The sequence below is a fragment of the Bradyrhizobium sp. WSM1417 genome (genome assembly GCF_000515415.1).
Lineage (GTDB): Bacteria > Pseudomonadota > Alphaproteobacteria > Rhizobiales > Xanthobacteraceae > Bradyrhizobium.
Genome location: NZ_KI911783.1, coordinates 5471092 through 5496185, shown reverse-complemented (window position 1 = coordinate 5496185; position 25094 = coordinate 5471092). Strand labels below are relative to the sequence as shown.

Here is a 25094-nt window from a genome sequence, read left to right as displayed (position 1 = left end):
TCTGTAATTCATGCGAGCTGGAGAAGTGGCGCTGCCGCCTCATACTGCGTCAGTGCGAGCGCAGCGACTTGTCCGCCACACTCCGCCCTCGTACCCCGGACGCAGCGCAAGTGCGCTGCAGCGCGTCCGGGACACGAGCGCGTCAACGACCGCGCTTCATCTCCTCGCCATCCACCACCTCCGGCGCCATGGCCTCCCACGCGCTCGAGGCGAATTGCCGGCGCCAGGTCACGATGACCACGGCTGCCGTGGTCACGAACAACACCCAGGGGCTGACGAACCAGCCGAGATAGCCGAGTGCGAAGAAGAAGGCGCGCTGGCCGCGGTTGAAATGGCGGCCGGCGGATTCGAACAGGCGCGAGGTGCGGATCACGTGGGCTTCGGCCTCCGGCGTGTCACGCTGCGAGGCCGCCGGCATGCCGCCGAACAGGATCGCGACATAGTTGAACAGGCGGTACGACCAGGCGAATTTGAAGAAGGCGTAGACGCAGATCAGGACGAGGCCGACGCATTTCAGCTCCCACATCGCCGGCGAGGTGCTGAGATCGATCGGCAGCTTGCTCAAGATCGTGATCGCGTCGTTGGTCGCGTGCAGCAGCGCCAGCGCGCCGCCGAGCGCGATCAGGCTGGTGGAGGCGAAGAAGGCAGTGCCGTTCTGCAGCGAGGCCATGATCTGCATATCGACCATGCGCGCGTCGCGGTCGAGCAGCCGGCGCACCCACACTTCGCGGTAGCGGTTCATGCGCGCCGACAGGCTGTCGCGGCCATAGGCCGAATGCTCCAGCGTCAGCGCGTAGACCAGCCACTCGATGATGAAGAAGCCGACGGCGGTGATGTCGACCCAATGCCTGCTCATGTCTGTCTCCTGGCGAGGATCGCAACGCTTGCCACGCATGGCGAGGTGCAGCAACGATTGATTGGCGGCAGGCGATGGCGTTAAAAGCGGCTCGCTTCAAGGCGGATCGAGAAGGACTGATGACATGGCTGCGCTGAAACTCGCAATCGGCAACAAGAATTACTCGTCATGGTCGATGCGGCCGTGGCTCGCGCTCCGCGCCAACGACATCCCGTTCGTGGAGACCCTGATCCCGCTCTACACCGACAATCCCGCGGACAAGGAGCAGATCATCTCGTTCAGCCGCGCCGGCAAGGTTCCGGTGCTGGTCGACGGCGACACCACGGTCTGGGATTCGCTCAGCATCATCGAATACCTCGCCGAGCGCTACCCGGAAGTGAAGCTGTGGCCTGACGATGCCGCCGCCCGTGCCCATGCCCGTTCGGTGTGCGCCGAGATGCATTCCGGCTTCATGGCCCTTCGCAACGAATGCGGCATGAACCTGCACCGCCCGGTGCGCCCTGTGACGCTGTCGGCGGACGCCGAGGCCAATATCGCGCGCGTGCAGGAGATCTGGCGCGAGTGCCGGACCCGGTATGGCGCCAATGGACCGTTCCTGTTCGGGCGCTTCGGCGCGGCCGATGCGATGTATGCCCCGGTCGTGCACCGCTTTCGCACCTACGCGATCGAGGTCACGCCGGAGACCCGGGCCTACATGGACACGATGCTGGCGCTGCCGGCATTCCAGGAATGGACCCGGGACGCGCTCGCCGAAACGCTCGTCATCGAAAAGTTCGAGACCGTGTAATCTGTGGTTGCGATCGGGCTCGCTTGACGCAGCAAGCCGGCGGCGCTCGATCGCCCGAGTGGTCGGCAAGGAGAGGGACCTCACGGCCCAGGAACCGCCCAAGGCGGTGGATCACGCCAGCCCCGACGGCCGTTTGCTCTATAGCGCCTGAAGAACCGGTTCCAACGGTATCATCGGCTGGCGGCATCACTCTGAAATAACTGCAAAATTCGCACGTTTGCCATGTCGCATACTGCTGGCCAAAAAGGCCTGCCTCATGCTATACAGCAGCCGGGTTTCCGGCCGGCCAACGCAGTGGGACCATGGGCGTGGCAGGCGTTGTTTGAGTGATGGAGAGGGTGTTGAAGCACAAATTCCCTATTGGATCGCGCGTGTTGTTCACGGCCAGCAATGTCGCACGCCCTGCTGCCAGCGGCTCGTATGAGATCATCCGCTTGCTGCCGACCGATGGTGACGACTGTCAGTACCGGATCAAGAGCTCGACCGAAGCCTTCGAACGCGTCGCCAAGGAAAGCCAGCTCGCGCTGTCCTGAAGGCCGACGCTATCCGCGCATTGGCGCGTCCCCGGGGAATTGTATCCTGCCGCCGTCAAAAGGCCCGCTTCAGCTTCAAAAGGTGGGGCGGGGGCAGTTGCCGACTCTCGGTGCTCGCTTTGACCATTCGCTCTCTGCTCGCGTGAGGGGACGTCGCGCATGAACTGGGCATGGGCCTCGTCGCTCGACCAAATCTGGCGTTCGCCGGGCTTTCCAATGTGGATGATGCTGGCGGCCGCCGGCTTCTTCGGACTGATCCTCCTGGTCACGCTGCTGCGCGCCGAGCGATCGGTCGCCAACGGTGCGCTGACCGTTGTTGCACTGCTGGCCATTGCCATCGCGTTGGCTGCCGTCGTGCGTGTCGATGGACCGGCGGGGCAGACCACGCCGACCGAGGCCCGCGGGCAGGCCGCGATGACCGCGAGCCTGCCGGCGCTGTCCTGTCTCGACGATCTCGCCGGCGATGCCGTGGCCATGGGCTGCGAGAAGGCGCTGTTCGGCGCGCCTGACGCGGCGGCGGCGGCCGTCTCCACCACCGCGGCCAGGATCGACCGGCTGACGGCGCTCGGCGATGCCGCGACCGCCGAGAAGGGCCTGACGCCCGACATCAAGGTGCTGCGCAGATCGCTGGAGCGTGATCGCTACGGCCTGGTCGCGCAGGTACTGGTCGTGCGCGACGGCTGCACCCAGTTCGACTGCGCCGCCTTCCGCTCGCTGACCGACCAGCAGCAGGTCGCCGCCAACATGGATTCCCATCTCTACGACACGCTGGTCGCGCGCTACGCGCCGACCTGGAATACGCCTGCAGCGGCGCAATCGTTGCCGGCCACTGCCGCGCTTGCCGGACTGCCGCAGTCGATGCCGACGGGCAAGCCGACCAATGCGGAGTTCCCCAGTGCCTCGTCGACGCCTCCGGTCAGCATCATGAATCCGGAGCCGCCGACGCGCCAGGCGGCGCCCACCGCGAACGCAGCGGCCGCGCCGGCTCCGCGCGCCCCGGCAGCGGCCTCGGCACAGGCCGCAGCTCCCGCCGCGAAGAAGCCGCCTGCGCCGAAGGCTGCGCGGGCGCCGGCGGCAGCACCGGTTCCGCTCACGCCGCCGGCCGCAGCTCCCCCGCCTGCGGATAACGAGTAGATCGGCATTCCAAATGCGTGGCTGCCCGGCTAATGCTTGGGCATGCCACTACATCTGATCAAGCTCGCCGTCGGCTGCGAATCCATCAAGGAATTGAAGGAGTGGACCGCCGAACGGATGCAGACCGCCAAGAAGAAGGGTCTGCCGCAACATCACATCCACATCACCCGCATGGTGCCCAAGCGCGACGCCGAGATCCTGTCGGGTGGGTCGCTCTATTGGGTGATCAAGGGTGAGGTCGCCGCGCGCGAAAAGATCATCGGCATCGAGCCGTTCCGCGACAAGGACGGCATCGGGCGCTGCCGGATCGTGATGCAGCCGAAGGTGATCCCGGTGTCGCCGCGGCCGATGCGCCCGTTCCAGGGCTGGCGCTATCTCGCCGACGATTCGGTGCCGCCCGATCTCGGCAAGTCCGCCGCCGGCTCGATCGCGGCGATGCCGGAGCCGATGCGGCGCGAGCTGCGCGATCTCGGGCTGCTCTAAACCGCGATATTGTCGATCAGCCGGATCGTGCCGAGCTTGGCCGCGACCAGGATGCGCAAGGGGCCGTCCTTGCGCGAGGTGACAGGCGCCAGGGTCGCTGCATGGCGCACCTCGAAATAGTCGAGCTCAAAGCCGGCCGCCGTGATCATCGCGGCACCGCGTGCCATTGCGGCCGTGACCGCTTCGCCGGCGCGGATGCGCCCGGCGCTCTCGTTCATGGCGCGGTACAGCGTGATTGCGGTCTGCCGCTCCTCTGGCGACAGGTAGACGTTGCGCGAGGACATCGCGAGCCCGTCGCGCTCGCGCACGGTGCGGGAACCGATCACCTTGACGCCGAGGTCGAGGTCGCGGGCCATCTGCGCCACCACCCGCAACTGCTGAAAATCCTTCTCGCCGAAGATTGCGAGATCCGGCCGGCACTGCGTGAACAGCTTGCCGACGACGGTGGCGACGCCGCCGAAAAAATGCGGGCGGAAGCGGTCCTCGAGGCCGGCCAGCGCCGGTCCCTCCGGCAGGATGCGGGTGGCAAAGCCCTCCGGATACATGGACTCGGCGCCGGGATGCCAGACGATATCGACGTCCTCGGCGGCGAGCTTGGCGAGATCGGCCTTCCAGGTTCGCGGATAGGCGCCAAAATCCTCGGTCGGCGCGAACTGGGTCGGGTTGACGAAGATCGACACCACGACGCGGCTCGCGCGCCGCTTGGCCTGGCGCACCAGCGACACGTGGCCGTCATGGAGCGCTCCCATGGTCGGGACCAGCGCGATCGTGGCCTTTCGCTTGCGAAGATTGTCGACGGCGCGTCGCAGGGTGGGGACCGTGCGGGCGATCAAGGGGCTGCGTGACATCAGAACTCGACGGGTTGGGAATCGGCGGGCGCGTCCCGGCGCCCGGCGGACTAACCTTAACAAGCGGCGACGATGGACGCCACGCATCTGGATGCGGCACAGCATCCCGCGCAAAGCCGCGCAAGTGTCGCGACATTGTGGGCTGGATCACAGACGCGAAGCGGCGCGGCGATTCATGATGAAGGACGGCGCGCCGCGATTTGTATTGCCTGTCACGCATTTCACTTGACCGCAGACGCGGCCAACTCGAAGATATTCGTTAGGGGTGTTGAGGATCGCGATGCTTGTGCAAGCTAGCCAAGGCCAGTCCGGCTCGGCGCATGTGGTCGTGCTCGGCAACGAGAAAGGCGGCTCCGGCAAGTCGACGACCGCCCTGCACATCGCAGTCGCGCTACTGAAAGCCGGCCAGCGCGTCGCCACCATCGACCTAGACTGCCGTCAGCAGAGCTTTACCCACTACATCAACAACCGTTCCGCCTGGGCGCGCCGCACCAAGCTCGACCTCGAACTGCCGCTGCATCGCTGCATCAAGCTCGGCGAAACCATGCAGGTCGCCGAGAACGAGAATTCGGAGTTCCTTCAGTTCATGGAGGCGGTCTCGGCGGTCGAGAGCAGCTTTGACTTCATCGTCATCGATACGCCCGGCACCGACAGCTACCTGATGCGGCTTGCGCACTCGATGGCCGACACGCTGGTGACCCCGATCAACGACAGCTTCCTCGATTTCGACGTGCTCGGCACCGTCGATCCCGCCAATTACGCGGTGACGGGCGAGAGCCACTACGCTGAGATGGTGCGGGATGTCAGGCGCAAGCGCCGCCAGCTCGATGGCGCGACTACCGACTGGATTGTCGTGCGCAACCGCCTGTCGATGCTCGGCTCCCGCAACAAGCAACTCGTTGCCGATGGGTTGAAGGATTTGTCACTACGGCTCGGCTTCCGCTACGTCGACGGCTTCGCCGAACGCGTCGTCTATCGCGAGTTCTTCCCGCGCGGCCTGACCGCGCTGGACGAGATCGACGAGGCCACGCTCGGCATGCGGCCCAATCTCGGCCATCTCACCGCACGGGAGGAGGTGACCAGCCTGCTCCGCCAGCTCAAGCTTCCGCTCGACGAGCGCGGACGCCGCCGCGCCGCCAACCGCGCCGAGTGGTTCAACCAGGTCGACAAGCCGCTCGAGGTCCACGACATCCTCGGCGCCTGAGGCGGCGGTATATCGCTACTTCCAGTCGATCAAAGCGGCCGGTCTTCCGGGGGGAACCGAGCTCGCGCTCAACCGTTTTCACCCCGCGTTTACTGCAAAATTGAACCCAATCGAGACAGGTTGCGTCGGAAGGTGACGTGCAGCCTGACGTAGCCGCGTGAGAGCGAGGTGCCCAAGAAGCGTGTGCGCCGCACAATGAAAGGGCTGATGGTTCACAATATTTAGCCTTCCTGTCACGCGCCTGTGACATATATTAGGGAATAGGCGACCAGGGGCCGAAGAGCTCCGGAAGAACACGATTTTCAACAGGGGTTCAGGCCACAAGAGCCTGAGGCTGAGGACGAAAATGAAGCGTGGAATTGCCGTTCTGGTTTCGGTCAGTGCCCTCTGCGGCGTCGCCTATTTCACGGCGAGCAAGTGGGCGATCAGGCACGAGACCATCACCTTCTACGATGCCTCGCGCGACAACCGTGCGGTGCCCGTCGATATCGCGATCCGTCGTGACAAGGAAATGCAGGCCAATGCCGGCATGATCACGATGCCGGTCGCCGTGATCAACCACGGCAACACCGTCAAGAATACCGAGTACGGCTTCCTCGCCAACATTTTCGCTGCGCGCGGCTACCTCGTCGTCAGCCCGCAGCATGATTTGCCGGCCGATCCTCCGATGGTGACCAAGCCCGGTGAGATCTATGTCGGCCGGCTGCCGCAGATCCTGCGCGGCGTCGCCAACATCCATCTCGCCATGCAGGAGATGAAGAAGGTTCAGCCCAACGCCGACTACGAAAAAGTGACGATGGTCGGCCACTCCATGGGCGGCGACATCACGATGTATTTCGCCAAGCAGTATCCTGATGAGGTCAAGAAAGTCGTCACGCTCGACAATCTTCGCGTGCCCTTCGTCACCGCCGGCAAGTTCAAGATCCTGTCGTTCCGCTCCACCGATCCGCAGTTCAAGGCCGATGCGGGCGTGATCCCCACCGACGAGGAATGCGAGAAGGCCGGCATCCAGGTCGTGAAGACCGAATTCCAGCACAACGACATGCGCGACACCGGTCCGGACGCTGCCAAGAACTCGATCCAGGGCATGCTCGACAAGTTCCTGAGCGCGACCGACAGCGAAGTGGCGCCGGTCGACACGCAATCGTCCCCGCCCAAGATTCTGGAGCCCGGGCCGGTCGCTTTGATGGCGCCTGCCAAGAGCTGACGCCTTCCTCGTCGTTGACACCGCTTTTCAAAACCTCCGCCGGCTTCCGCCTGCGGGGGCTTTGCACATTGACCGGGCGGCATGCGCTGACCACATTAGCCGTTCACGCCAAGGTCAAGGAATGTCGGGCGAACCCATCAAACCGCGCGGCCGCGACGCCGTCTCGACGCAACCAGCTGGCACTGTGCCGCAGGCGGGGACCTCGACCTCGGAGGACATCGCCGCCTTCGTCGCAAACGCGCGCGCGCTGTCACCGCATGCGCCTGGTGCGAAAGGGCGGCTGATCTTCGCGCTGGATGCGACGATGAGCCGGCAGCCGACTTGGGACATGGCTTGCGCACTTCAGGCCGAAATGTTCCGTGAGACCGCCGCGCTCGGTAGTCTCGACATCCGGCTCGTCTATTATCGCGGCTTCAACGAGTGTCGCGCCACGGGATGGATCTCCGACAGCGCCAGGCTTGCGGCGCTGATGAGCAAGATCGATTGCCGTGGCGGCGACACCCAGATCCGCAAGGTGCTGAGCGAGGCGCGGCGCGAGGCAGTCGCATCCGGCGTGCGCGCCGTTGTCTTCGTCGGCGACGCCATGGAGGAGAACGTCGACGAGCTCTGCGCCAAGGCCGGCGAGCTCGGCATGCTCAAGGTGCCTGTGTTCGTATTTCAGGAAGGCCATGACGCGGTGGCCGAGCAGGCCTTTCGCGAGATCGCCCGCCTGACCGGGGGCGCCTGGTGCCGGTTCGATCCGGGTGCGGCGGCGCAGTTGCGCGAGCTGTTGCGCGCAGCCGCTGCCTACGCGGCCGGCGGACGCGAGGCGCTGTTGCAATTGGCGAAGACCGCCAGTGGCGCGGCCAGGCTGATCGGCCAGATGAAGTAGCGCGGGCGCGCGGTCGGCGGGGGCGCAAGGACACGATGCTTTTTGGTGGTAGGCCGACTATATTCCGGCCATGACCCTGATCGCCGGCGCTATCGCTGTTATCACCCTTTATCTGCTGCTCCAGATGTTCCGTTCGGCCAATCCGGCCGTGCTTGCGCGCGCGATCAGGTTCGGTGGCGGCGTGGTCGCGCTGGCTGTCGCAGCGTTCACCGGCTTGAAGGGCGAACTGGTGGTGGCGATTCCGCTCGGGATATTCGGCGCCGGGCTCCTGGGCTGGACACCGATGGCAAACGCCGGCTTCGGCAATATCGGCGGGCTGTTCGGCGCCGGCGCGACGCGCCCGGCCGGTCAGGCGTCGCGCGTGCGCTCGCAATTCCTGGATATGCGGCTCGATCACGATTCCGGCCAGCTCGGAGGCCGGGTCGTCGCCGGGCCTCACGCCGGGCGCGATCTCGATGAGTTCGATCTCGCGGCCCTGCTGGCAATGGTCCCGGCGTTCGACGCCGAGAGCGTGGCCCTACTTGAAAGCTATCTGGACCGCCGGTTTCCCGCTTGGCGTCAGAACGCGCAGGGCGACGCGGCAGGGGGGCAGCGCCGCACGGTGGCGACCGGCAAAATGACGACGGAGGAGGCCTATCAGATCCTTGGCCTGCAGCCGGGGGCGGGGCGTGACGACATCAGCCGGGCTCACAAGTCCCTGATGAAGAAACTGCATCCCGACCAGGGGGGCTCGACGTATCTCGCTGCCCGTGTAAACGAGGCCAAGGATACTCTGCTTCGCACGCATAACGGCTAACTCCGGCACCACGCTACAAACGCTCGTCCCGTGTGAGCCCCGTTTGCTCTGTTTGCCGTCGCCCCGATGCCCGCCATTGTCGGCGTGGTCGATCCCTTGCGTAAAGTTTTAACCGTAAATCCTTGACGAGAGGTTGTCGTGGAACAGCCTCGTCGGTCACCGCGTCCCGAAATGAAAATGCCCGCGCAAGGCGCGGGCATTTTGATTGGAGCGGTGCGAAAGATCAGTTGCGGACGGTCATGCAGGAGATATCGGCGCGCTTGAGGGTGCGGCAGACGGCTTCCGCCTGGTCGCGGTCGAGCCCGGCGAAGCGAGCGCGGAAGAGCTTGCGATTGTCTTTCGCGACGACCGGTTCGGTGAACGGATCGGCCTTGCTGAGCAGGCCGCGAGCCGAGCTGCGCGCGGCGTCGATACGCTGCTGGGCTTCGTTCTCGCTCTCGAGCGCGCCGACCTGGACGATCCAGCCGCTGTGGGTGACGACCGGCTTCGTGGTGGCGCTCATCTGGACCGGCTGCAGCGCCGGGTCGGCTGACGCAAGCTTCGTAGCAGCCGGGGCGGGTGCGGCGGCGGTGGCGGCCGGCAATACGCCGAGGATGCCATTGCCGGTGCCGAAGCCCGCCGGCTGACGCGGCAGCTCGGAACGGCCGATCTCGGCTCTCGGAGCTTCCGGTTGGCTGGCGACCTCGGGCTTGTTGATGAGGTCTGCCCGGGCCACGACGGCGCCGGAGGTTTCGGCGACGTCGGAGCGGGACGCGATCGTGCTCGTGACTTGCGGTGCGATCTGAGCCGGGGCGGCGGAGGCGACCTTCACGGCGCCGGCCTTGACCTGGACGGTCTTGACCCGGACCGGCTTCATCGGCTCGGACGAGCCGGGAATGATCGAGAGCGGCTGGCTCGAGATCACGCCATTGGTGAGCGGCGCAGGCTCGATCCTGGATTCAGTCGGCCGAACGTCAGGCTTGTTGGCTTCAGATCTGGGCTGAGCCGGCGGCACCGCAGCAGTCGCGGCCGCAAGCGTCGAGAGGCGGGCGGCGAGACGCGACGGGGCTGCTTCGGGAGCAGGGGCAGCCTGAACCTGCGGAGCGGGGCGGGCCGGGGTATCCGACGCATCAGCGACTTCGGCAGCGGCGTCGGAGCCGTTGCGTTCGGTGACCGCGGCGACGGTGTGGGTGGTCGCGGCCTTGTCGAGGTTCTCCGCGAGCAGGTTGCGCATGATGGCGTCGCGCGAGCCGCCGCTGCGGCCGCCCAGCACCACGCCGATCAGGTGGCGGTTGCCGCGGCGCATCGAGCTCACGAGATTGAAGCCGGAGGCCCGGGTGTAGCCGGTCTTGATGCCGTCCACGCCCTCGACATTCCCGAGCAGATGATTGTGGTTCCGGATCGACTGTCCGCGCCAGTTGAACGTCGAGGTCGCGAAATAGCGATAGTAGCGCGGGAAGCGCTCCTGGATGGCGCGGCCGAGCGTGGCCTGGTCGCGCGCGGTCGTGACCTGCTCGTCGTTGGGAAGACCGTTGGCGTTGCGGTAAACCGTCCTGGACATGCCGAGCGAACGCGCCTTGCGCGTCATCATCTGGGCGAAGTCGTCCTCGTCGCCGCCAATCGCTTCCGCGATCACAACGGCTGCGTCGTTGGCTGAGCGGGTGACGAGACCCTTGATCGCGTCCTCGACGCGAATGGTCTGGCCGGCACGCAGGTTCAGCTTGGTTGGATCCTGATCGGCGGCGTGCTGCGACACCGGCATTTCGGTGTCGAGCTTCATCTTCCCGGACTCGAGACGCTCGAACAGCAGATAGAGCGTCATGATCTTGGTCAGCGAGGCCGGATGGCGGATCCCGTCGGGACTCGTGGCCTGAAGCACGGAACCGGAATTGCCATCGACGATGATCGACGCGAATTTCGGGCTGGAACTCTCGGACACATCGCGCTGCACGCGGTGGTGCGCGTAGTGACGGCGGTGGCGCCGCGCCTCGGCAGCATCTGTGGTGAAGATGACCGCACTGGTGACCGCAAGAAGCCCAAAAACGCCAACCCGCGCCAAGCGCGAGGAAGACAAGTTTTTACGAAGCATGAAACCCCGTCCCCGTTTCTGACTTGATCACCGGCTCGTGAGGCGAAATTGTGCCCAACGGACCCGGGATCATTACCTGCTCAGGCTGTCCCTCCGCAGGTGTTCGCCGCGGGGGACGTTGGGCCCGAGCCGCTGTTCTGGCTAAGGTGATGTTCTCCAACGGCTTTTGGCCGCTTGTGGAAGTTGAACACGTCCAAGGAATCAAAGTAGGGGGCCGCGGTTTCCAAAAGCTTAAGGAACCATTGCGGGAAACCCCGGGAATACCGGCTAATTTAGCATGCAATTTGTGCGACGCACAAAATTCTTGACTTTTTTGTGCGTTGCACTAATTGTGAGCAGGGTCAGGGAGCCGGGGCTTCCCGACGAGAGCTAGGGAAAAGGATTCCGAATGTTCAAGGTTGAAGACTTTCAAGGCTACGGGAAAGAGCACTTCGAGCAGTACGTCGCCTCCGCGACCTCGATGCAGCACGGCCTTCAGGCGATCGCCAGCGCCTATGGCGACTACACCAAGAAGTCGTTCGAAGACACCAAGTCCTTCGTCGAGAAGCTTTCCGGCGTGAAGTCGCTGGACAAGGCCGTCGAAGCGCAGACCGAATTCGCCCGTTCCGCCTACGAGTCCTTCGTCGCGGAATCGCAGAAGATCGCCGGCCTTTACAGCGACCTCGCCAAGCAGGCGTTCAAGCCGGTCGAGACCATCGTGTCGAAATTCACTCCGGCCGCCAACTAACGTTCTTTGACGACCTGGAATCAAAAGCCCGGCTGAAGCAGCCGGGCTTTTTTGTTTGTCGCGGGGTGTCGATCTCAGCGCGCCACGCGCAGCTTCGACAGCGACGTGCCGATGTCCTTGAACACCGAGACGGTCTGATCTGCCTTCGTCACCAGATAGAACTTGTCGGTGCCGCTCGCGCAATATTGCAGCACGCTGGAGGTCGGATCGCTGCCGGTGTTCACCTGCACCGTATAGATCGTGATGTTCGCCGCCTTGGCGTTGTCGCACAGCTTCTTCTGCCGCGCGTCGATTTGCCAGGCGTTACTGTACCAGCGGTTCTGCGTGTTAAGACCGTCGGATAGCAGCACGATCGCGTCCTTGTAGGTGTAGTTGGTGTCCTTGGCCGGCGCGTTCATGGGATCGCCAGTCGATAGCGTCATCCAGCCCCAGGCGAGGCCAATGCCCTGGTTGGTGTTGCCCGTGGGCTTCATGGCGTCGATCCGTCTCTTGAGTGAGCTCCAGTCGTAGCTCAGCGGCATGATTGGCTGCAGATAGGACGAACTGCCGGGGTCGCAGTAGGAGTACTGTTCGGCCGGGAACTGCGTTCCCGCGTTGCCGCTCGTGGGCGTCGTGTTCTTGGTGTCGTAGTCCTGGTCGCGGTCGACCACGCATCCCGTCCATGTGTTGTGGTTGGCGAACCTGGTGCCGCGGGCCGCGTCCCAATCGCTGAAATCGACCCAGTACTTGCTGTGGTTGCTGGCGCCGACGTTGACGTCCTTGGCAAACGGAACAATCGAGATGTAGACGTCGCCATCGGTCTTGGCGAGCGGGCTGAGCTGGTCGACCAGGCTCTTCGCGGCGGTCTGCATCGCCGCCATCTTGCCGTCGTCGGCCATCGACCCCGTGTTGTCGAGCACCAAGGCCACGCGCATGCGCACCAGGCCCCAAGCGCTGGTGGAATTGGCGCCGACGTCGAGCGTCGGGAAGCCTGCGACCTTCATGAAGGCGGTCGTGTAGGTGCCGGTGCCGGTGACCTCGATGGTGGAGCCCATGCTGGTGCTTGCGGTGTAAGTGGCCGCGATGCTGACCGACGGCAGGGCGTTGGTGGCAGTGAACAGGGCGTTGAAATAAGCCTGCGCCTTGGTGCTGATCTGCGAGGTCGTGATGTTGCCGGACGACAGATCCTTGGAGACCATCAGCGAGGTCGAATCGAGGGCCGCCTGCATTGCGGAACGAGCCTGGGCCGCGCGGCTGTAATCGATTGCAGCTCCGACGAAGCCTAAAACCGGGAGCAGCGCGATGGCGAAGATCACGGCGATATTGCCTTGTTCGGCCGCTGCAAACCGGGCGAGGTGTCGACCAATACGGCTGACGAATGGCAGGCGAGACATGACGATTCCCGGAAATCTGTGACTTTGCCCTTTTTCGCGCCACGCCGTTGAACACACGGTAAATTGGTCCGTAGAAAACCGGAGATAGCCCGCGCGAAACCGCCGCAGCCGCGTTACCGGCCGGGTTCCTGGTCAACATCTTCTAAACCGGCGGGGCGGAAGCTTTTGTCAAATCAGTCCGGATTGATTAACCTTGGTGAGGATCGCCCGGACCGGGAATCGGGACCGCCGTGGCCGCATCGGCCGAGCTGTCGCACGCTTGCGGCGAGCCGGGAGCAGGCCCATATTCGGTGAGGCCGATCCGGCTTGGACCGGACCGGCTGGAAGCGGCGATCCAACAAGGCGGTGCGCCTGTGCGAAGCTCCGAAAGCCGGGGCTGCGCGGCGAACCGCCATACGCTTCCGTGGGGAATTTGAACGCCTGAGCCATGCCGCAACTGTCTTCCAGACCAGATCCGTCCGCGGCCGCCGCCGCCCACGCTGCCCTGATGAGCAACGACGAGAACCGTTCCGGCGGTCCCTCCGCGCCAAACACGTCCGTCATCACCAAGGTCAAGCCGAAGACCAAACGGCCGAACCTGTACCGTGTGCTGATCCTGAACGACGACTACACGCCGATGGAATTCGTCGTTCATGTGCTGGAGAAATTCTTCCAGAAGGACGCCGAGGCTGCAACCAAGATCATGCTGCACGTTCATCATCACGGGATCGGGGAGTGCGGCGTGTTCACCTACGAGATCGCCGAGACCAAGGTGACGCAGGTGATGGATTTCGCTCGCAAGCACCAGCATCCGCTGCAATGCGTGATGGAAAAGAAGTAAGACACGACACGTTACGGCGCGTTCGAAGCCGATTCTTGTGCATGTCGCAGTGTGATTGCCGCGTGATGTCTGCGCGCGATGTTCGTTACAGACGGCAAAACTACGGAATTTCGGACCGCTGCCGACCGCGCCCAGATCGGAACGGGTTTTGCATCGAAAAATACCTCAGCTGTGCAGCCGCCTGAGTCGCGGAACCGGTCTTTCGCCGCGATCTTGTATAACTATATGTGACAAAGGTTGTTGTTGCCTGACCGGGCGATGGCGATCATGATGGTGGGGGCCATAGAGGACGCGAATGCCGACTTTTTCCCAAAGCCTTGAACAATCCCTGCATCGTGCACTGGCGATCGCAAACGAGCGTCATCACCAATACGCGACGCTCGAGCATCTTTTGCTCTCCCTGATCGACGACTCCGATGCAGCCGCCGTCATGCGCGCCTGTAGCGTCGACCTCGACAAGCTCCGCACGAGCCTGGTCAATTATCTTGAGACCGAATTCGAGAACCTGGTAACGGACGGCGCCGACGACGCCAAGCCGACCGCAGGCTTCCAGCGGGTGATCCAGCGCGCGGTGATCCACGTGCAGTCGTCCGGTCGGGAAGAGGTGACCGGCGCCAACGTGCTGATCGCGATCTTTGCCGAGCGCGAGAGTCATGCCGCGTATTTCCTGCAGGAGCAGGACATGACGCGCTACGACGCCGTCAACTACATCAGCCACGGCATCGCGAAGCGACCGGGCGTCTCCGAGGCACGCCCCGTGCGCGGCGTCGACGAAGAGACCGAAACCAAGGGCAGCGACGACGCCAAGAAGAAGGGCGAGGCGCTCGAGACCTATTGCGTCAACCTCAACAAGAAGGCGCGTGACGGCAAGATCGATCCGGTGATCGGACGCAATTCCGAGATCAACCGCGCGATCCAGGTGCTGTGCCGCCGGCAGAAGAACAATCCGCTGTTCGTCGGCGAAGCCGGCGTCGGCAAGACCGCGATCGCGGAGGGCCTGGCCAAGCGCATCGTCGACAGCGAGGTGCCGGAGGTGCTGGCGGCTGCGACCGTGTTCTCGCTCGACATGGGCACGCTGCTCGCCGGTACGCGCTATCGCGGCGACTTTGAGGAACGCCTGAAGCAGGTGCTGAAGGAGCTCGAGGCGCATCCCAATGCCATCCTGTTCATCGACGAGATCCACACCGTGATCGGTGCGGGCGCGACGTCGGGCGGGGCGATGGATGCCTCGAACCTGCTCAAGCCCGCGCTCGCTTCCGGCACCATCCGCTGCATGGGCTCGACCACCTACAAGGAATACCGGCAGCACTTCGAGAAGGACCGCGCGCTGGTGCGGCGCTTCCAGAAGATCGACGTCAACGAGCCGACGGTCGAGGACGCGATCGCAATCCTCAAGGGCCTCAAGCCGTACTTCGAAGACTACCACCGGCTGAAATACACCAATGAGGCGATCGAGGCTGCGGTGCAGCTCTCTTCGCGCTACATCCACGACCGCAAGCTGCCGGACAAGGCGATCGACGTGATCGACGAATCCGGCGCGGCGCAGATGCTGGTCGCCGAGAACAAGCGCAAGAAGACCATCGGCATCAAGGAGATCGAGACCACGATCGCCTCGATGGCGCGGATCCCGCCGAAGAGCGTGTCGAAGGACGACGCCGAGGTGCTCAAGCATCTCGAGCAGACCCTCAAGCGCACCGTGTTCGGTCAGGACAAGGCGATCGAGTCGCTCGCCGCTTCGATCAAGCTGGCGCGAGCCGGCCTGCGTGAGCCGGAGAAGCCGATCGGCTGCTATCTGTTCTCGGGTCCGACCGGCGTCGGCAAGACCGAGGTCGCAAAGCAGCTCGCGGCGTCGCTCGGCGTCGAGCTGTTGCGCTTCGACATGTCCGAATACATGGAACGGCATACCGTGTCGCGCCTGATCGGCGCGCCTCCCGGCTATGTCGGCTTCGATCAGGGCGGCCTGCTCACCGACGGCGTCGACCAGCATCCGCATTGCGTGGTGCTGCTCGACGAGATCGAGAAGGCGCATCCAGATCTCTACAACGTGCTGCTCCAGATCATGGATCACGGCCGGCTCACGGATCACAACGGCAAGCAGGTCAACTTCCGCAACGTGATCCTGATCATGACCACGAATGCGGGCGCGTCCGATCTCGCCAAGCAGGCGTTCGGCTTCACGCGCTCGAAGCGGGAAGGCGACGACCACGAGGCGATCAACCGGCAGTTCGCGCCGGAATTCCGCAACCGTCTCGATGCCGTCGTGTCGTTCGGCCATCTCAGCGTCGAGGTGATCGGTACGGTGGTCGAGAAGTTCGTGCTTCAGCTCGAAGCGCAACTCGGCGATCGCGATGTCACCATCGAGCTGTCCGATCCCGCCAAGACCTGGCTGGTGAAGCATGGTTACGACGAGCAGATGGGCGCACGTCCGATGGCTCGCGTGATCCAGGAGCACATCAAGAAGCCGTTGGCCGACGAGGTGCTGTTCGGCAAACTCAAGGGTGGCGGCCATGTCCGCGTCGTTCTGGTCAAGGACGAGGCCGACGAGACTAAGGACAAGATCGGGTTCGAGTTCGTCGAGGGTCCGGTCACGCCGAAGCAGGAGAAGCTCCCGGGAGCCCGCAAGCGCCCGCCGGGCAAGTCCAAGCCCGGCGGCCCCGGCGGCTCGAAGGGGCCGACCAAGAGCCCGCTGGTCAAGGCTTGATCTGCACGCGATGAATTGAAAAGGCCGGCTGAAAAGCCGGCCTTTTCGTTGGCGGTCGAATATGAGCAAGAAGATCCGATATGACCAAAACGCCTTTTGCAAATTCCTCGTCGGCTCCCTCGATCCCCGCCGACGATCCCGGCCGCGCCCTGACGGTCGCCGATCCCGACGGCGCTGACGTGCCGCATATCTCTGTGGCCGGCGGCACCTACACGGTCCTGGTGTCGGGCGCGCAGACCGCGGGACGCTATTGCCTGGTCGACATGTTGGTGCCCGCCGGCGGCGGGCCCCCGCCGCACCGCCACGACTTCGAGGAAATGTTCACGCTGCTCGAAGGCGAACTTGAATTCACCTTTCGCGGTAAGTCCCACACCGTAAGTGCCGGGTCGACCGTCAACGTTCCGGCCAACGCACCGCACGCGTTCAAGAACGTATCCGGCAAGACGGCTCGTATGCTCTGCATGTGCACGCCAGCGGGACAGGACGAATTCTTCCTGGCGGTTGGCTTTCCCGTCGAAGGCCGCACGTCGCCACCGCCGAAGCCGACTCCGGAAGAGATGGCCGAGAAAGGCAAGCTGATCGCAGCACTGCTGCCGAAATATCGCACCGAGATGGTGAAGATGTGAGGAGGGGCGGACCCAGCCGAAATTGGCCATCCCAAGTGGTCACGCGCTATTCGCCGCGCAGGCGCTGGTCGTCCTGCACCCGAACATGCTCGGCGCCGCGCGCGCCTGCGGGCGACAGCCGCAACATGCTCAGCGCCGCGCCGCAGAGCGCGAAGCCGACGCCGGTCAGCAACGCGATCCTGGTTCCCTCGATCGGATAGCGGCCGAGGAACAGCGCGACCAGCGCTGCGCCGGTGGTCTGCCCAAGCAGCCGCGCCGTGCCCAGCATGCCGCTGGCGCCACCGGCACGCTCGCGCGGGGCGGCTGCGATCATGGTGCGGTTATTGGGGGTCTGGAACAGGCCGAAGCCGGCGCCGGCCAGCGCCATCCGCCAGATCACGTCGAGCGGCGTGGGCGCCGCCGGCAGCAAGGCGAGCGCAGCGAGGCCGCAGGCGAACAGCGCGAGGCCGATGCCGCCGAGCAGGCCCGCCGGATAATGCTCGACCAGGCGGCCGGCGAGGGGGGCCGCGAACGCCACCGCGATCGGCCATGGCGTGATCAAGAGGCCCATATGCACCGCCGAATAGCCGAAGCGGCTCTGGAGGTAGAAGGGGATCGCGACGAAAGCCAGCATCTGCCCGCAGAACGAGGCGATCGAGGTCGCGATCGACAGGGCGAACACCGGAATGCGCAACAGGTCGATCGGCAGCAGCGGCGAAGCCATGTGGGTCTCGCGGTAGATCAGCAGCGCGCCGGCGACGAGCGCGATGGCGAACTGCACGAGGCAGGTGATCGCGGCTTCGCCATGACCGACGCTATCGACGGCCGCGATGCCGACGCCGAAGGTGATCGCGGACAGCGCCGCGCTCTGCCAGTCGAAGGAATGGCTCGCGGGTTTGGTGTGCGGAAGGCTGCGCAGGCCCAGTACCAATGTCAGCACGCCGAGCGGGACGTTGATGGCGAACAGCCAGGGCCAGCTGCCGAACGCGAGGATGCCGGCGGCGAGCGTCGGGCCGACCGCGGCCGAGAAGGCAACGACGAGGGCGTTGAGCCCGATGCCGCGGCCGAGCTGGCTGCGGGGGTAAGTGAAACGCACCAGCGCCGCGTTGACGCTCATGATGCCGGCCGCGCCGAACCCCTGCACGATGCGTGCAATCGTGAGGAGTGGCAGCGTGTGCGCCAGCGCGCAGAATGCGGAGGCAAGCGTGAACAGCACCAGCCCGACCAGATAGACGCGGCGATAGCCGACGATCTCGCCGAGCGAAGCCAGCGGCAGCAGTGAGATCGTGATCGCGAGCTGGTAGCCGTTGACGATCCAGATCGAGAACGCCGGGCTGGCGTCGAGGTCGGCCGCGATCGTCGGCAGCGCGACGTTGGCGATGGCGCTGTCGACCACTGCCATGATGATGCCGAGCGCAATGGTCAGGACCGCCTGGCCCCGCTGCGGCTGCGGCAGGCCGTCGGCGTGCTCCATGGGGGCTGGCGACATGATGGCGGCGTGCTTGATTCGGGCCGTGGTTCGTCTCCGGATTAGAAAATTGCGAGATGCATCGCAACCCGGCAGGATACGGGCGGTTCCTGCACCGGGCGCGGGTCTCCCGGCACCGCGGGCATGGGTCGGAACGGCCTTCGCGGGCTCACCAGCGCGAGGTCGACTTCCCGAACACATAGAGCGCGGCGAGCCCAACCGTCACCGCGGTCGAGACAATCCGGATGGTGCGGTCCCAATCGATTCCGCTCCGCTCGGCGCGGCTGAGATTGAGAGCCGTGAACAGGGCCTTCATGGCAAATCGGCGCATCGGCTGCCTCGCGGGAGCGCACGATGCCACTGTCGGCGCGGTCCGGCTTGATGCAGCTCAAGCCGGATTGCGCCGGCGCCCTGGCCGCTAGACCGCCGGTGGATTGCGGTCGGTGAAGGTCGTGCGCTGGTGCCAGTAAGGATAAGGCAGCGTCACCTTGCTCGCCGCATCAAGCTTGGCGATCTGGTCCTTGGTCAATGACCAGCCGACCGCGCCGAGATTTTCGCGCAGCTGCGTCTCGTTGCGCGCGCCGATGATCAGCGTCGAGACGGTCGGACGCTGCAGCAGCCAGTTCAGCGCGATCTGCGAGACGCTCTTGCCTGTTTCCTTGGCGACCTCGTCGATCGCATCGACGACGCGATAGACGTGCTCGTCCGGCACGGGTGGACCGAACTCGGCGGTCTGGGGCAAGCGGCTTACGTCAGGCTTTGGCTGGCCGCGGCGGATCTTTCCGGTGAGGCGTCCCCATCCGAGCGGCGACCAGACCACCGCGCCGAGGCCCTGGTCGAGGCCGAGCGGCATCAGCTCCCATTCGTAGTCGCGCCCGATCAGCGAATAATAGGTCTGGTTGGCGACGTAACGCGGGAAGCCATGCTTGTCGGCAACGCCAAGCGATTTCATCAGGTGCCAGCCGGAAAAGTTCGAGACGCCGACGTAGCGGATCTTGCCCGCGCGCACGAGCACGTCGAGAGTGGCGAGCACCTCTTCAGGCGGGGTGAAGGCATCGAAGCCGTGGAGCTGGAACAGGTCGATGTAATCGGTGCCGAGCCGGCTCAGCGAAGCATCGATGGCCGCGAGCAGATGCTGCCGCGACGACCCGACGTCGTTGGGGCCATCGCCGAAGCGGAACGTCGCCTTGGTGGAGACCAGCACCTTGTCGCGGCGGCCCTTGATGGCCTCGCCCAGAACGCGCTCGGACTCGCCGAGCGAATAGACGTTCGCGGTGTCGAACATCGATACGCCGGCATCGAGGCAGATATCCAGAAGGCGCCGCGCTTCGGTCGCGTCAGTCGCGCCCCACGCAGCGAGGCGGCCCGCGCCGCCGAAAGTGCCGGTCCCAAGACTCAAGGCGGGCACCATGAGGCCCGAGCGGCCCAAGCGTCGGTATTCCATCGATTTGCTCCTCGGCTGACCGCTGATTTATCCCGCGACCTCTGCGCCGGATGGTAGTGCAAGCACGCGCCGTGTCCTACGCCCCGCTCACATACCGGCCTTGCTTGGGAGAGGCCTAGTCGTGCAAACGCATGTCATCGAATGCTGCGTCAATCACGTGCGGATCGACCGTCGTCGCGGGAAGCCGAGCCGCGCTCCTCGCTAGTGGCGATTGAAGGCAGGCGACCTCGCTCTCGCGCGCCTGCTGCGGCAGGAACATCAGGCCCCAGCCCACCGCGACCAGCACCGCGAGCCGGATCGCGATCACGCCGAGCAAGACCTCCGATCCGCTTATCGTCGCGTTGGTTCTCATGTGCAGAGCCTGATCCCGGCAGCTGCACCTGACAATCTGGAATTCACGAGCATCGCCTTCGCCTGAAACGAAGGCTCGGGCCATTGGCTGCCCGGACGTCAATGCCGCGACTGGCTCTGCCGGAAGTCGCGCGGTGACATCCCGAAATGCTCGCGGAAGACGCGGCCGAAATGCGAGAGGTCGTTGAAGCCCCAGGCGAAGGCGATCTCGCTGATGTGGCGGTGCGCGAGCACGGGGGAGGCGAGGTCGCGCCTGCATTGAGCGAGGCGCTCACCGAGGACGTAGCGCTGGAACGAAGTGTCCTCGTCGGCGAGGAGATCGTTGACATAACGGGACGAGATGCCGAGCGCCGCTGCGGTCTCGGACAGCGAGAGGTCGGGATCGGCAAGATGAGCCCGGATATGCGCCTTCAATCGGTAGAGCAGGGCGGAGCGATGGGTCGAGGACGGCAGCGGCGTCTTGCCCAGCCGCTCGCCCAGTGCCATCGCCAGGACATCGACGGCCTGTTCCGACAGAGCGGCGGCGTGGTGCGGATCGATCTGATCCGCGCTCTGGCAGAGCCGGTAGATGAAATCGTAGGCGATCCTCTGCAGTGGCGAGTCCGGCCCGAAAGAGGTGGCGGTAAGAGTTTCGGTCGCGCCGAGCCGGCGCTGCAGCATCTCGCGCGGCACCTTGAAGATGGTCTGCGTGAAGATGCCGTCGAATTTCAGCTCGTAGGGACGGGTGGTGTCATAGAGCGCAAACTCTCCCGGATTGACCACGGCCTCGCGGCCGTCCTGCACCACGCCGCCGGCGCCGCGATTGCCGAGCGCGATCAGGATGAAGTCCTGATCCGAGCGCGCGATGCGCGACGGCGTGCGCAAAACTTGCTGACGGTCGGAGCAGACCTCGGAGCATTCCGCCTTGCCCAGTGGCGCCCGGGTGACCGAGCCGCGAAAGGCGCTGCCAAGATCGGACTTGCAGTCGAGCCCGACGAAGACGTCGCAGACGATATCCTGCCAGAGCGCAAGGCGGCGGTGGCCTGGGCTGTCGTCCGTGGTGAACTGGACTGGCATCTGCAGAGCCTCCCTTTCACATCCCGCAAAATCGCGTGTCGGCGCAGGTCCCCACTGACGGAGGCAAATCCCGTACCGGGCCGGCGATTCCGTCCGGTCGAGTTTTTGTTCCGCCGTGGTCGAGCGCCCGCCGCCCGGCTTGGTCAAATAGACTGCATCGGACCTGGCTTCCGATCAACCGGCAAGGGAGGCGGGAATGGGCATCGAACATCCGAAATACAAGGTCGCAGTGGTGCAGGCGGCGCCCGCCTGGCTCGATCTCGACGCCTCGATCGACAAGTCGATCGCCCTGATCAGGGACGCCGCCGAGAAGGGCGCCAAGCTGATCGCCTTTCCGGAAGCCTTCATCCCCGGCTACCCCTGGCACATCTGGATGGATTCCCCGGCCTGGGCGATCGGCCGCGGCTTCGTGCAGCGCTATTTCGACAATTCGCTGTCCTATGACAGTCCACACGCCGAGCGGCTGCGTGATGCCGTGCGCAAGGCCAAGCTCACTGCCGTGCTCGGCCTCTCCGAGCGCGACGGCGGCAGTCTTTATCTCGCGCAATGGCTGATCGGGCCCGATGGCGAGACCATCGCAAAGCGCCGCAAGCTGCGGCCGACCCATGCCGAGCGCACGGTCTATGGCGAGGGCGACGGCAGCGATCTCGCCGTGCATGCGCGGTCCGACATCGGCCGCATCGGCGCATTGTGCTGCTGGGAGCATCTCCAGCCGCTGTCGAAATACGCCATGTATGCCCAGAACGAGCAGGTCCATGTCGCGGCCTGGCCGAGCTTTTCGCTCTACGATCCCTTCGCCCCGGCGCTTGGTGCCGAGGTGAACAACGCCGCCTCGCGCGTCTATGCTGTGGAGGGCTCCTGCTTCGTGCTCGCGCCATGCGCGACGGTCTCGCAAGCGATGATCGACGAACTCTGTGATCGGCCGGACAAGCATGCGCTGCTGCATGCCGGTGGTGGCTTCGCTGCGATCTATGGTCCCGACGGCAGCCAGATCGGCGATAAGCTCGCGCCGGACCAGGAGGGCCTCTTGATTGCCGAGATCGATCTTGGCGCCATCGGTGTTGCCAAGAACGCCGCTGATCCAGCCGGGCACTATTCGCGCCCCGACGTCACGCGGCTCCTGCTCAACAAAAAGCGATACCAGCGCGTCGAGCAGTTTGCACTGCCGGTGGACACCGTCGAGCCCACGGACATTGCCGCGGCGACGAGCTGATCGCCGCAATCAAGGGGAGGCACGCTCATGGAATCCGCAATTCCTCTGCATCTCGAGATCCCGCGCACGCGCCACAAGCGCGTGCCGGACGATTACCAGCCGCCATATCCGTCCTTCGTGGCGCGCTATAAGCCTGCCGTGAACCGCGTCGTGATGGCCTATTTCGGCCTGCAATATCGCGGCACGGCGCCGGCGGCTGCAACGGACGCGCTCGCCGACATCGCGGCGCGGTTTGCCGCGGAAGGTGGGCCCTCGCATTGGGACCGCGCGCAATATGTTGATCAGGCCGGCTATGAGAACGTCGTCTCGGTGGCCTATTGGGACGACATTACGCGGTTCGACAAATGGTTCGCGCCGGCGCGCGAGGCCTGGACCGGAACGCAGCGCGAGGGCATCGGCACTTTCATCGAGGTGCTGCGCCCCATGGTGGCGCGGCACGAGACGCTGTTTTCCTCGCTCGGCCGGCCCGAGGGCGTCGCCGCTATCGCCGGCGGCATGAGCGGCGAGGTGCAGGAGCACGCCTATTGGGGCGGCATGCGTGACCGCATCCCGCTGTCGCAGACCGATTCAATGTCGCCGGGCGGCAATCCCGAGCTGATCCGCGACGGCGCGCGGCTGCGCGTGCGGGCGCACGACAATCTCTGTCTGATCCGATCAGGCCAGGATTGGAGCGATACAGAGTCGTCCGAGCGAAAGCTCTATCTCGACGACGTCGAACCGGTGTTGCGCGAGGGCATGGATTTCCTGCGTGATGACGGCCTCGGCATCGGCTGCTACGCCAACCGTTACATGCGCGTGCTTGCAGCCGGCGGGGATGTGAGTGAAAAGTCCTACGGCCAAAGCTGGTGGAAAAGCCTGGCCGCGCTGGAGCGGTGGGCGGAGTCGCATCCGACCCACGTCAGGATATTCGGCGCCGCGATGAAGTACCTGTCGACGCTCGGCCCCTCGGCAAAACTGCGGCTCCACCACGAGGTCACCGTGGCAGCTGCCGACGAGCAGTTCTTCGAATATCTGAACTGTCACGCCAGGACCGGCATGCTGGCGGCGGTGGAGGCCGCCGACGCTTGATCGACTAGATCACGCAATGGCCGAGCAGCTCGGGATGCGCGGCGCAGATGTGATGCGCCCCGGCGTGTCGCAGCTCGGCCTCGCTGCCGTAGCCATAGAGGACGCCGATCGCGGTCATGCCGTTGGTGCGGGCGCCGACCACGTCATGGCTGCGGTCGCCGATCATGATCGCCCTGGCGGGATCGACCTTGGCCTCGTCGAGCGCGTAACGCAGCAGGTCGCGCTTGTCGACGCGCGTGCCGTCGAGCTCGGAGCCGAACACGCGCTCGAAATACGGTTTCAGGCCGAAATGCTCGACGATGCGGGTGGCGTACACCGCGGGCTTGCTGGTCGCCACGAACATGCGCGGTGTGGTCGCGGCAAGCGTGGTCAGCGTGTCCATGATGCCGGCATAGGCCTCGTTCTCGAACAGGCCGACATCGCTGAAGCGCTCGCGATAGAGCAGCAGCGCCCGGTCGGCGAGTTCCGCGCTGCCCGTGAGCTTTTGCAGGCTGGCATGCAGCGGCGGGCCGATGCACCAGGTCAGCTCGTCCTCGCTCGGCACCGCGACGTTGAGCCGCTCCAGGGCGTACTGGATCGAGCGCGTGATCCCGGGCTTCGGGTTGGTCAGCGTGCCGTCGAGGTCGAAATAGATCGTCACCATGTTGCCGCGCCTGTGTTGATACCGCCGTCTATGCCAGACCTAAACGAGGCCGCGGACCAAGGCAAACGCGCAACCATTGCCACGCCGAAAATCGGCTTCTTGATACCGCGTATCCCTTAAAGCTCGCTATTTGCGGGAGGGAAGCGTAGAGTCGCGCCATCACCGCCTTCCATTGGCATCGACCGGTGACTGAGGGTCACCAGCGCTCCCGCCGACTGAGCAGGAGCGTGCGTGACTCGATTTCGTCTGGTCGACCGGATCCGCCGGAGAGCGCTTCTTGCCGCGTCGATGCTTGGCACATTGATACTTGGCACACTGCCGCAAGGGGCTGTCGCGGCAGGACCGGACTGCCGGGCGATCGAAAGCACGAGCGGACGTCTCGCCTGCTACGATGCTGCGTTTCCTCCGAAGGAAAAAAGGCCGCTGCTGCGGAGAACGATAGGTCCCGTGCTGCCTACAAGGACCCGTTCGTGGCGGAAGAGGCCAGAACCGCAGCGAAGCTGAAGAACATCTGCCGCGGCTGTTGAGGGGGCTCGTTCGCCGCGTTCGCGTTGATCGACGAGTCCGGACGAGAGATCGAGACGATTTTTTCAGGAGAGGCCGGATGAGCGAGCGACTTGAAACTCTGAAGAAGGCCCGTGATCGCATGATCGAGGACAGGGATGCGCATGCGAAAGTGCTGGCCGCTCCCTTTGTGCGCGACACGGCCGAGCGCGCGCGCAACAAGTTTATCGAGATCCAGGCGCTGATCGATGCCCTCGACCGCGCCATCCGGGGCGAAATCCCGGTTCCGATCAAAAACTAAGGCAGTAGGCAGCGACACCAGCGGAGCGTTCAT

25 protein-coding genes are annotated in these 25094 nt (G+C 64.7%); 15 read left to right on the top strand and 10 right to left on the bottom strand.

The window, feature by feature from the left end; translation table 11 throughout:
* Positions 1-142: 142 nt before the first annotated feature.
* Positions 143-856 carry a DUF599 domain-containing protein gene (locus BRA1417_RS0126825; protein WP_007611356.1) on the bottom strand — a complete coding sequence of 238 codons (714 nt, stop codon included), beginning with the start codon at positions 854-856 and terminating at the stop codon, positions 143-145.
* Positions 857-980: 124 nt separating this feature from the next.
* Between BRA1417_RS0126825 and BRA1417_RS0126820 the strand changes: the two genes are divergently transcribed.
* The 4 genes from BRA1417_RS0126820 to BRA1417_RS0126805 all read left to right on the top strand — a co-directional run bounded on the left by BRA1417_RS0126820 (position 981) and on the right by BRA1417_RS0126805 (position 3793).
* Entirely contained in the window at positions 981-1643 is a 663-nt protein-coding gene (locus tag BRA1417_RS0126820) for a glutathione S-transferase family protein (RefSeq protein ID WP_027518442.1), read from the top strand.
* 329 nt (positions 1644-1972) lie between these two features.
* Positions 1973-2176 carry a hypothetical protein gene (locus BRA1417_RS0126815; protein WP_007603227.1) on the top strand — a complete coding sequence of 68 codons (204 nt, stop codon included), beginning with the start codon at positions 1973-1975 and terminating at the stop codon, positions 2174-2176.
* Between the two features lie 159 nt (positions 2177-2335).
* Entirely contained in the window at positions 2336-3310 is a 975-nt protein-coding gene (locus BRA1417_RS0126810) for a hypothetical protein (protein ID WP_027518440.1), read from the top strand.
* A gap of 42 nt (positions 3311-3352) precedes the next feature.
* Complete coding sequence (locus BRA1417_RS0126805) at positions 3353-3793, top strand: DUF1489 family protein (RefSeq protein WP_027518439.1); 441 nt, start codon at positions 3353-3355, stop codon at positions 3791-3793.
* Here the strand turns inward: BRA1417_RS0126805 and panC are convergent.
* A complete protein-coding gene (panC, locus tag BRA1417_RS0126800) occupies positions 3790-4641 on the bottom strand; it encodes a pantoate--beta-alanine ligase (RefSeq protein WP_027518438.1) in 852 nt (283 codons plus the stop codon). The two genes, BRA1417_RS0126805 and panC, sit on opposite strands and share 4 nt — an antisense overlap.
* Positions 4642-4921: 280 nt before the next feature.
* On the opposite strand from panC, the gene BRA1417_RS0126795 reads away from it, so the two are divergent.
* The 4 genes from BRA1417_RS0126795 to BRA1417_RS0126780 all read left to right on the top strand — a co-directional run bounded on the left by BRA1417_RS0126795 (position 4922) and on the right by BRA1417_RS0126780 (position 8719).
* On the top strand, positions 4922-5845 hold the full coding sequence (locus BRA1417_RS0126795; protein WP_018455186.1) for a division plane positioning ATPase MipZ: 924 nt from the start codon (positions 4922-4924) through the stop codon (positions 5843-5845).
* Positions 5846-6191: 346 nt separating this feature from the next.
* Positions 6192-7052, top strand: coding sequence for an alpha/beta fold hydrolase (locus tag BRA1417_RS0126790; protein WP_027518437.1), 861 nt, complete (start codon positions 6192-6194; stop codon positions 7050-7052).
* 121 nt (positions 7053-7173) lie between these two features.
* Entirely contained in the window at positions 7174-7923 is a 750-nt protein-coding gene (locus BRA1417_RS0126785; RefSeq protein ID WP_027518436.1) for a hypothetical protein, read from the top strand.
* A 70-nt stretch (positions 7924-7993) separates the two neighbouring features.
* A complete protein-coding gene (locus BRA1417_RS0126780; RefSeq protein WP_027518435.1) occupies positions 7994-8719 on the top strand; it encodes a DnaJ domain-containing protein in 726 nt (241 codons plus the stop codon).
* Positions 8720-8942: 223 nt separating this feature from the next.
* Here BRA1417_RS0126780 and BRA1417_RS0126775 read toward each other — a convergent pair whose 3' ends face one another.
* Positions 8943-10787, bottom strand: a complete 1845-nt coding sequence (locus BRA1417_RS0126775) for a D-alanyl-D-alanine carboxypeptidase (protein ID WP_027518434.1) — start codon at positions 10785-10787, stop codon at positions 8943-8945.
* A 388-nt stretch (positions 10788-11175) separates the two neighbouring features.
* Here BRA1417_RS0126775 and BRA1417_RS0126770 point away from each other — a divergent pair, with 388 nt between their 5' ends.
* Entirely contained in the window at positions 11176-11514 is a 339-nt protein-coding gene (locus BRA1417_RS0126770) for a phasin family protein (protein ID WP_027518433.1), read from the top strand.
* 74 nt (positions 11515-11588) lie between these two features.
* Here the strand turns inward: BRA1417_RS0126770 and BRA1417_RS0126765 are convergent, their stop codons facing one another.
* Positions 11589-12887, bottom strand: a complete 1299-nt coding sequence (locus BRA1417_RS0126765) for a pilus assembly protein (RefSeq protein ID WP_027518432.1) — start codon at positions 12885-12887, stop codon at positions 11589-11591.
* Positions 12888-13374: 487 nt separating this feature from the next.
* Between BRA1417_RS0126765 and clpS the strand changes: the two genes are divergently transcribed.
* From clpS to BRA1417_RS0126750, 3 genes are all read left to right on the top strand, one after another.
* A complete protein-coding gene (gene clpS / locus BRA1417_RS0126760; RefSeq protein WP_018455182.1) occupies positions 13375-13707 on the top strand; it encodes an ATP-dependent Clp protease adapter ClpS in 333 nt (110 codons plus the stop codon).
* Between the two features lie 295 nt (positions 13708-14002).
* Positions 14003-16408 carry an ATP-dependent Clp protease ATP-binding subunit ClpA gene (clpA, locus tag BRA1417_RS0126755; RefSeq protein WP_027518431.1) on the top strand — a complete coding sequence of 802 codons (2406 nt, stop codon included), beginning with the start codon at positions 14003-14005 and terminating at the stop codon, positions 16406-16408.
* An 80-nt stretch (positions 16409-16488) separates the two neighbouring features.
* Positions 16489-17034, top strand: a complete 546-nt coding sequence (locus BRA1417_RS0126750) for a cupin domain-containing protein (RefSeq protein ID WP_051448386.1) — start codon at positions 16489-16491, stop codon at positions 17032-17034.
* Between the two features lie 46 nt (positions 17035-17080).
* Here BRA1417_RS0126750 and BRA1417_RS40895 read toward each other — a convergent pair whose 3' ends face one another.
* From BRA1417_RS40895 to BRA1417_RS0126725, 5 genes are all read right to left on the bottom strand, one after another.
* Positions 17081-18502: an MFS transporter gene (locus BRA1417_RS40895; RefSeq protein ID WP_051448385.1), complete on the bottom strand. Its 1422-nt coding sequence runs from the start codon at positions 18500-18502 to the stop codon at positions 17081-17083.
* Positions 18503-18650: 148 nt separating this feature from the next.
* Positions 18651-18812: a hypothetical protein gene (locus BRA1417_RS44975; RefSeq protein WP_198034861.1), complete on the bottom strand. Its 162-nt coding sequence runs from the start codon at positions 18810-18812 to the stop codon at positions 18651-18653.
* Between the two features lie 87 nt (positions 18813-18899).
* Entirely contained in the window at positions 18900-19925 is a 1026-nt protein-coding gene (locus tag BRA1417_RS0126735) for an aldo/keto reductase (protein ID WP_027518429.1), read from the bottom strand.
* A 115-nt stretch (positions 19926-20040) separates the two neighbouring features.
* The gene (locus BRA1417_RS0126730) at positions 20041-20277 is read right to left on the bottom strand and encodes a hypothetical protein (RefSeq protein WP_027518428.1); all 237 of its coding nucleotides are present in this window, start codon (positions 20275-20277) and stop codon (positions 20041-20043) included.
* A gap of 98 nt (positions 20278-20375) precedes the next feature.
* Complete coding sequence (locus tag BRA1417_RS0126725; protein WP_027518427.1) at positions 20376-21332, bottom strand: helix-turn-helix domain-containing protein; 957 nt, start codon at positions 21330-21332, stop codon at positions 20376-20378.
* A 196-nt stretch (positions 21333-21528) separates the two neighbouring features.
* Here BRA1417_RS0126725 and BRA1417_RS0126720 point away from each other — a divergent pair, with 196 nt between their 5' ends.
* Entirely contained in the window at positions 21529-22545 is a 1017-nt protein-coding gene (locus tag BRA1417_RS0126720) for a carbon-nitrogen hydrolase family protein (protein WP_027518426.1), read from the top strand.
* 27 nt (positions 22546-22572) lie between these two features.
* On the top strand, positions 22573-23613 hold the full coding sequence (locus BRA1417_RS0126715) for a phenylacetaldoxime dehydratase family protein (protein WP_027518425.1): 1041 nt from the start codon (positions 22573-22575) through the stop codon (positions 23611-23613).
* 4 nt (positions 23614-23617) lie between these two features.
* Here BRA1417_RS0126715 and BRA1417_RS0126710 read toward each other — a convergent pair whose 3' ends face one another.
* Entirely contained in the window at positions 23618-24256 is a 639-nt protein-coding gene (locus BRA1417_RS0126710; RefSeq protein ID WP_027518424.1) for an HAD family hydrolase, read from the bottom strand.
* A 604-nt stretch (positions 24257-24860) separates the two neighbouring features.
* Here BRA1417_RS0126710 and BRA1417_RS46340 point away from each other — a divergent pair.
* A complete protein-coding gene (locus tag BRA1417_RS46340) occupies positions 24861-25061 on the top strand; it encodes a hypothetical protein (RefSeq protein ID WP_027518423.1) in 201 nt (66 codons plus the stop codon).
* The last annotated feature ends 33 nt before the right edge of the window (positions 25062-25094 follow it).

Coding starts and splice junctions, on each gene's coding strand:
- BRA1417_RS0126795 (WP_018455186.1), top strand. CDS start 4,922: ATGCTTGTGCAAGCTAGCCAAGGCCAGTCCGGCTCGGCGCATGTGGTC.
- BRA1417_RS0126815 (WP_007603227.1), top strand. CDS start 1,973: ATGGAGAGGGTGTTGAAGCACAAATTCCCTATTGGATCGCGCGTGTTG.
- clpA (WP_027518431.1), top strand. CDS start 14,003: ATGCCGACTTTTTCCCAAAGCCTTGAACAATCCCTGCATCGTGCACTG.
- BRA1417_RS0126780 (WP_027518435.1), top strand. CDS start 7,994: ATGACCCTGATCGCCGGCGCTATCGCTGTTATCACCCTTTATCTGCTG.
- BRA1417_RS0126730 (WP_027518428.1), bottom strand. CDS start 20,277: ATGAGAACCAACGCGACGATAAGCGGATCGGAGGTCTTGCTCGGCGTG.
- BRA1417_RS0126810 (WP_027518440.1), top strand. CDS start 2,336: ATGAACTGGGCATGGGCCTCGTCGCTCGACCAAATCTGGCGTTCGCCG.
- BRA1417_RS0126715 (WP_027518425.1), top strand. CDS start 22,573: ATGGAATCCGCAATTCCTCTGCATCTCGAGATCCCGCGCACGCGCCAC.
- BRA1417_RS44975 (WP_198034861.1), bottom strand. CDS start 18,812: ATGCGCCGATTTGCCATGAAGGCCCTGTTCACGGCTCTCAATCTCAGC.
- BRA1417_RS0126785 (WP_027518436.1), top strand. CDS start 7,174: ATGTCGGGCGAACCCATCAAACCGCGCGGCCGCGACGCCGTCTCGACG.
- BRA1417_RS0126720 (WP_027518426.1), top strand. CDS start 21,529: ATGGGCATCGAACATCCGAAATACAAGGTCGCAGTGGTGCAGGCGGCG.
- BRA1417_RS0126770 (WP_027518433.1), top strand. CDS start 11,176: ATGTTCAAGGTTGAAGACTTTCAAGGCTACGGGAAAGAGCACTTCGAG.
- BRA1417_RS0126750 (WP_051448386.1), top strand. CDS start 16,489: ATGACCAAAACGCCTTTTGCAAATTCCTCGTCGGCTCCCTCGATCCCC.
- BRA1417_RS40895 (WP_051448385.1), bottom strand. CDS start 18,502: ATGTCGCCAGCCCCCATGGAGCACGCCGACGGCCTGCCGCAGCCGCAG.
- BRA1417_RS0126790 (WP_027518437.1), top strand. CDS start 6,192: ATGAAGCGTGGAATTGCCGTTCTGGTTTCGGTCAGTGCCCTCTGCGGC.
- clpS (WP_018455182.1), top strand. CDS start 13,375: ATGAGCAACGACGAGAACCGTTCCGGCGGTCCCTCCGCGCCAAACACG.
- BRA1417_RS0126725 (WP_027518427.1), bottom strand. CDS start 21,332: ATGCCAGTCCAGTTCACCACGGACGACAGCCCAGGCCACCGCCGCCTT.
- BRA1417_RS0126735 (WP_027518429.1), bottom strand. CDS start 19,925: ATGGAATACCGACGCTTGGGCCGCTCGGGCCTCATGGTGCCCGCCTTG.
- BRA1417_RS0126820 (WP_027518442.1), top strand. CDS start 981: ATGGCTGCGCTGAAACTCGCAATCGGCAACAAGAATTACTCGTCATGG.
- BRA1417_RS0126710 (WP_027518424.1), bottom strand. CDS start 24,256: ATGGTGACGATCTATTTCGACCTCGACGGCACGCTGACCAACCCGAAG.
- BRA1417_RS0126825 (WP_007611356.1), bottom strand. CDS start 856: ATGAGCAGGCATTGGGTCGACATCACCGCCGTCGGCTTCTTCATCATC.
- BRA1417_RS0126805 (WP_027518439.1), top strand. CDS start 3,353: ATGCCACTACATCTGATCAAGCTCGCCGTCGGCTGCGAATCCATCAAG.
- BRA1417_RS0126765 (WP_027518432.1), bottom strand. CDS start 12,887: ATGTCTCGCCTGCCATTCGTCAGCCGTATTGGTCGACACCTCGCCCGG.
- panC (WP_027518438.1), bottom strand. CDS start 4,641: ATGTCACGCAGCCCCTTGATCGCCCGCACGGTCCCCACCCTGCGACGC.
- BRA1417_RS46340 (WP_027518423.1), top strand. CDS start 24,861: ATGAGCGAGCGACTTGAAACTCTGAAGAAGGCCCGTGATCGCATGATC.
- BRA1417_RS0126775 (WP_027518434.1), bottom strand. CDS start 10,787: ATGCTTCGTAAAAACTTGTCTTCCTCGCGCTTGGCGCGGGTTGGCGTT.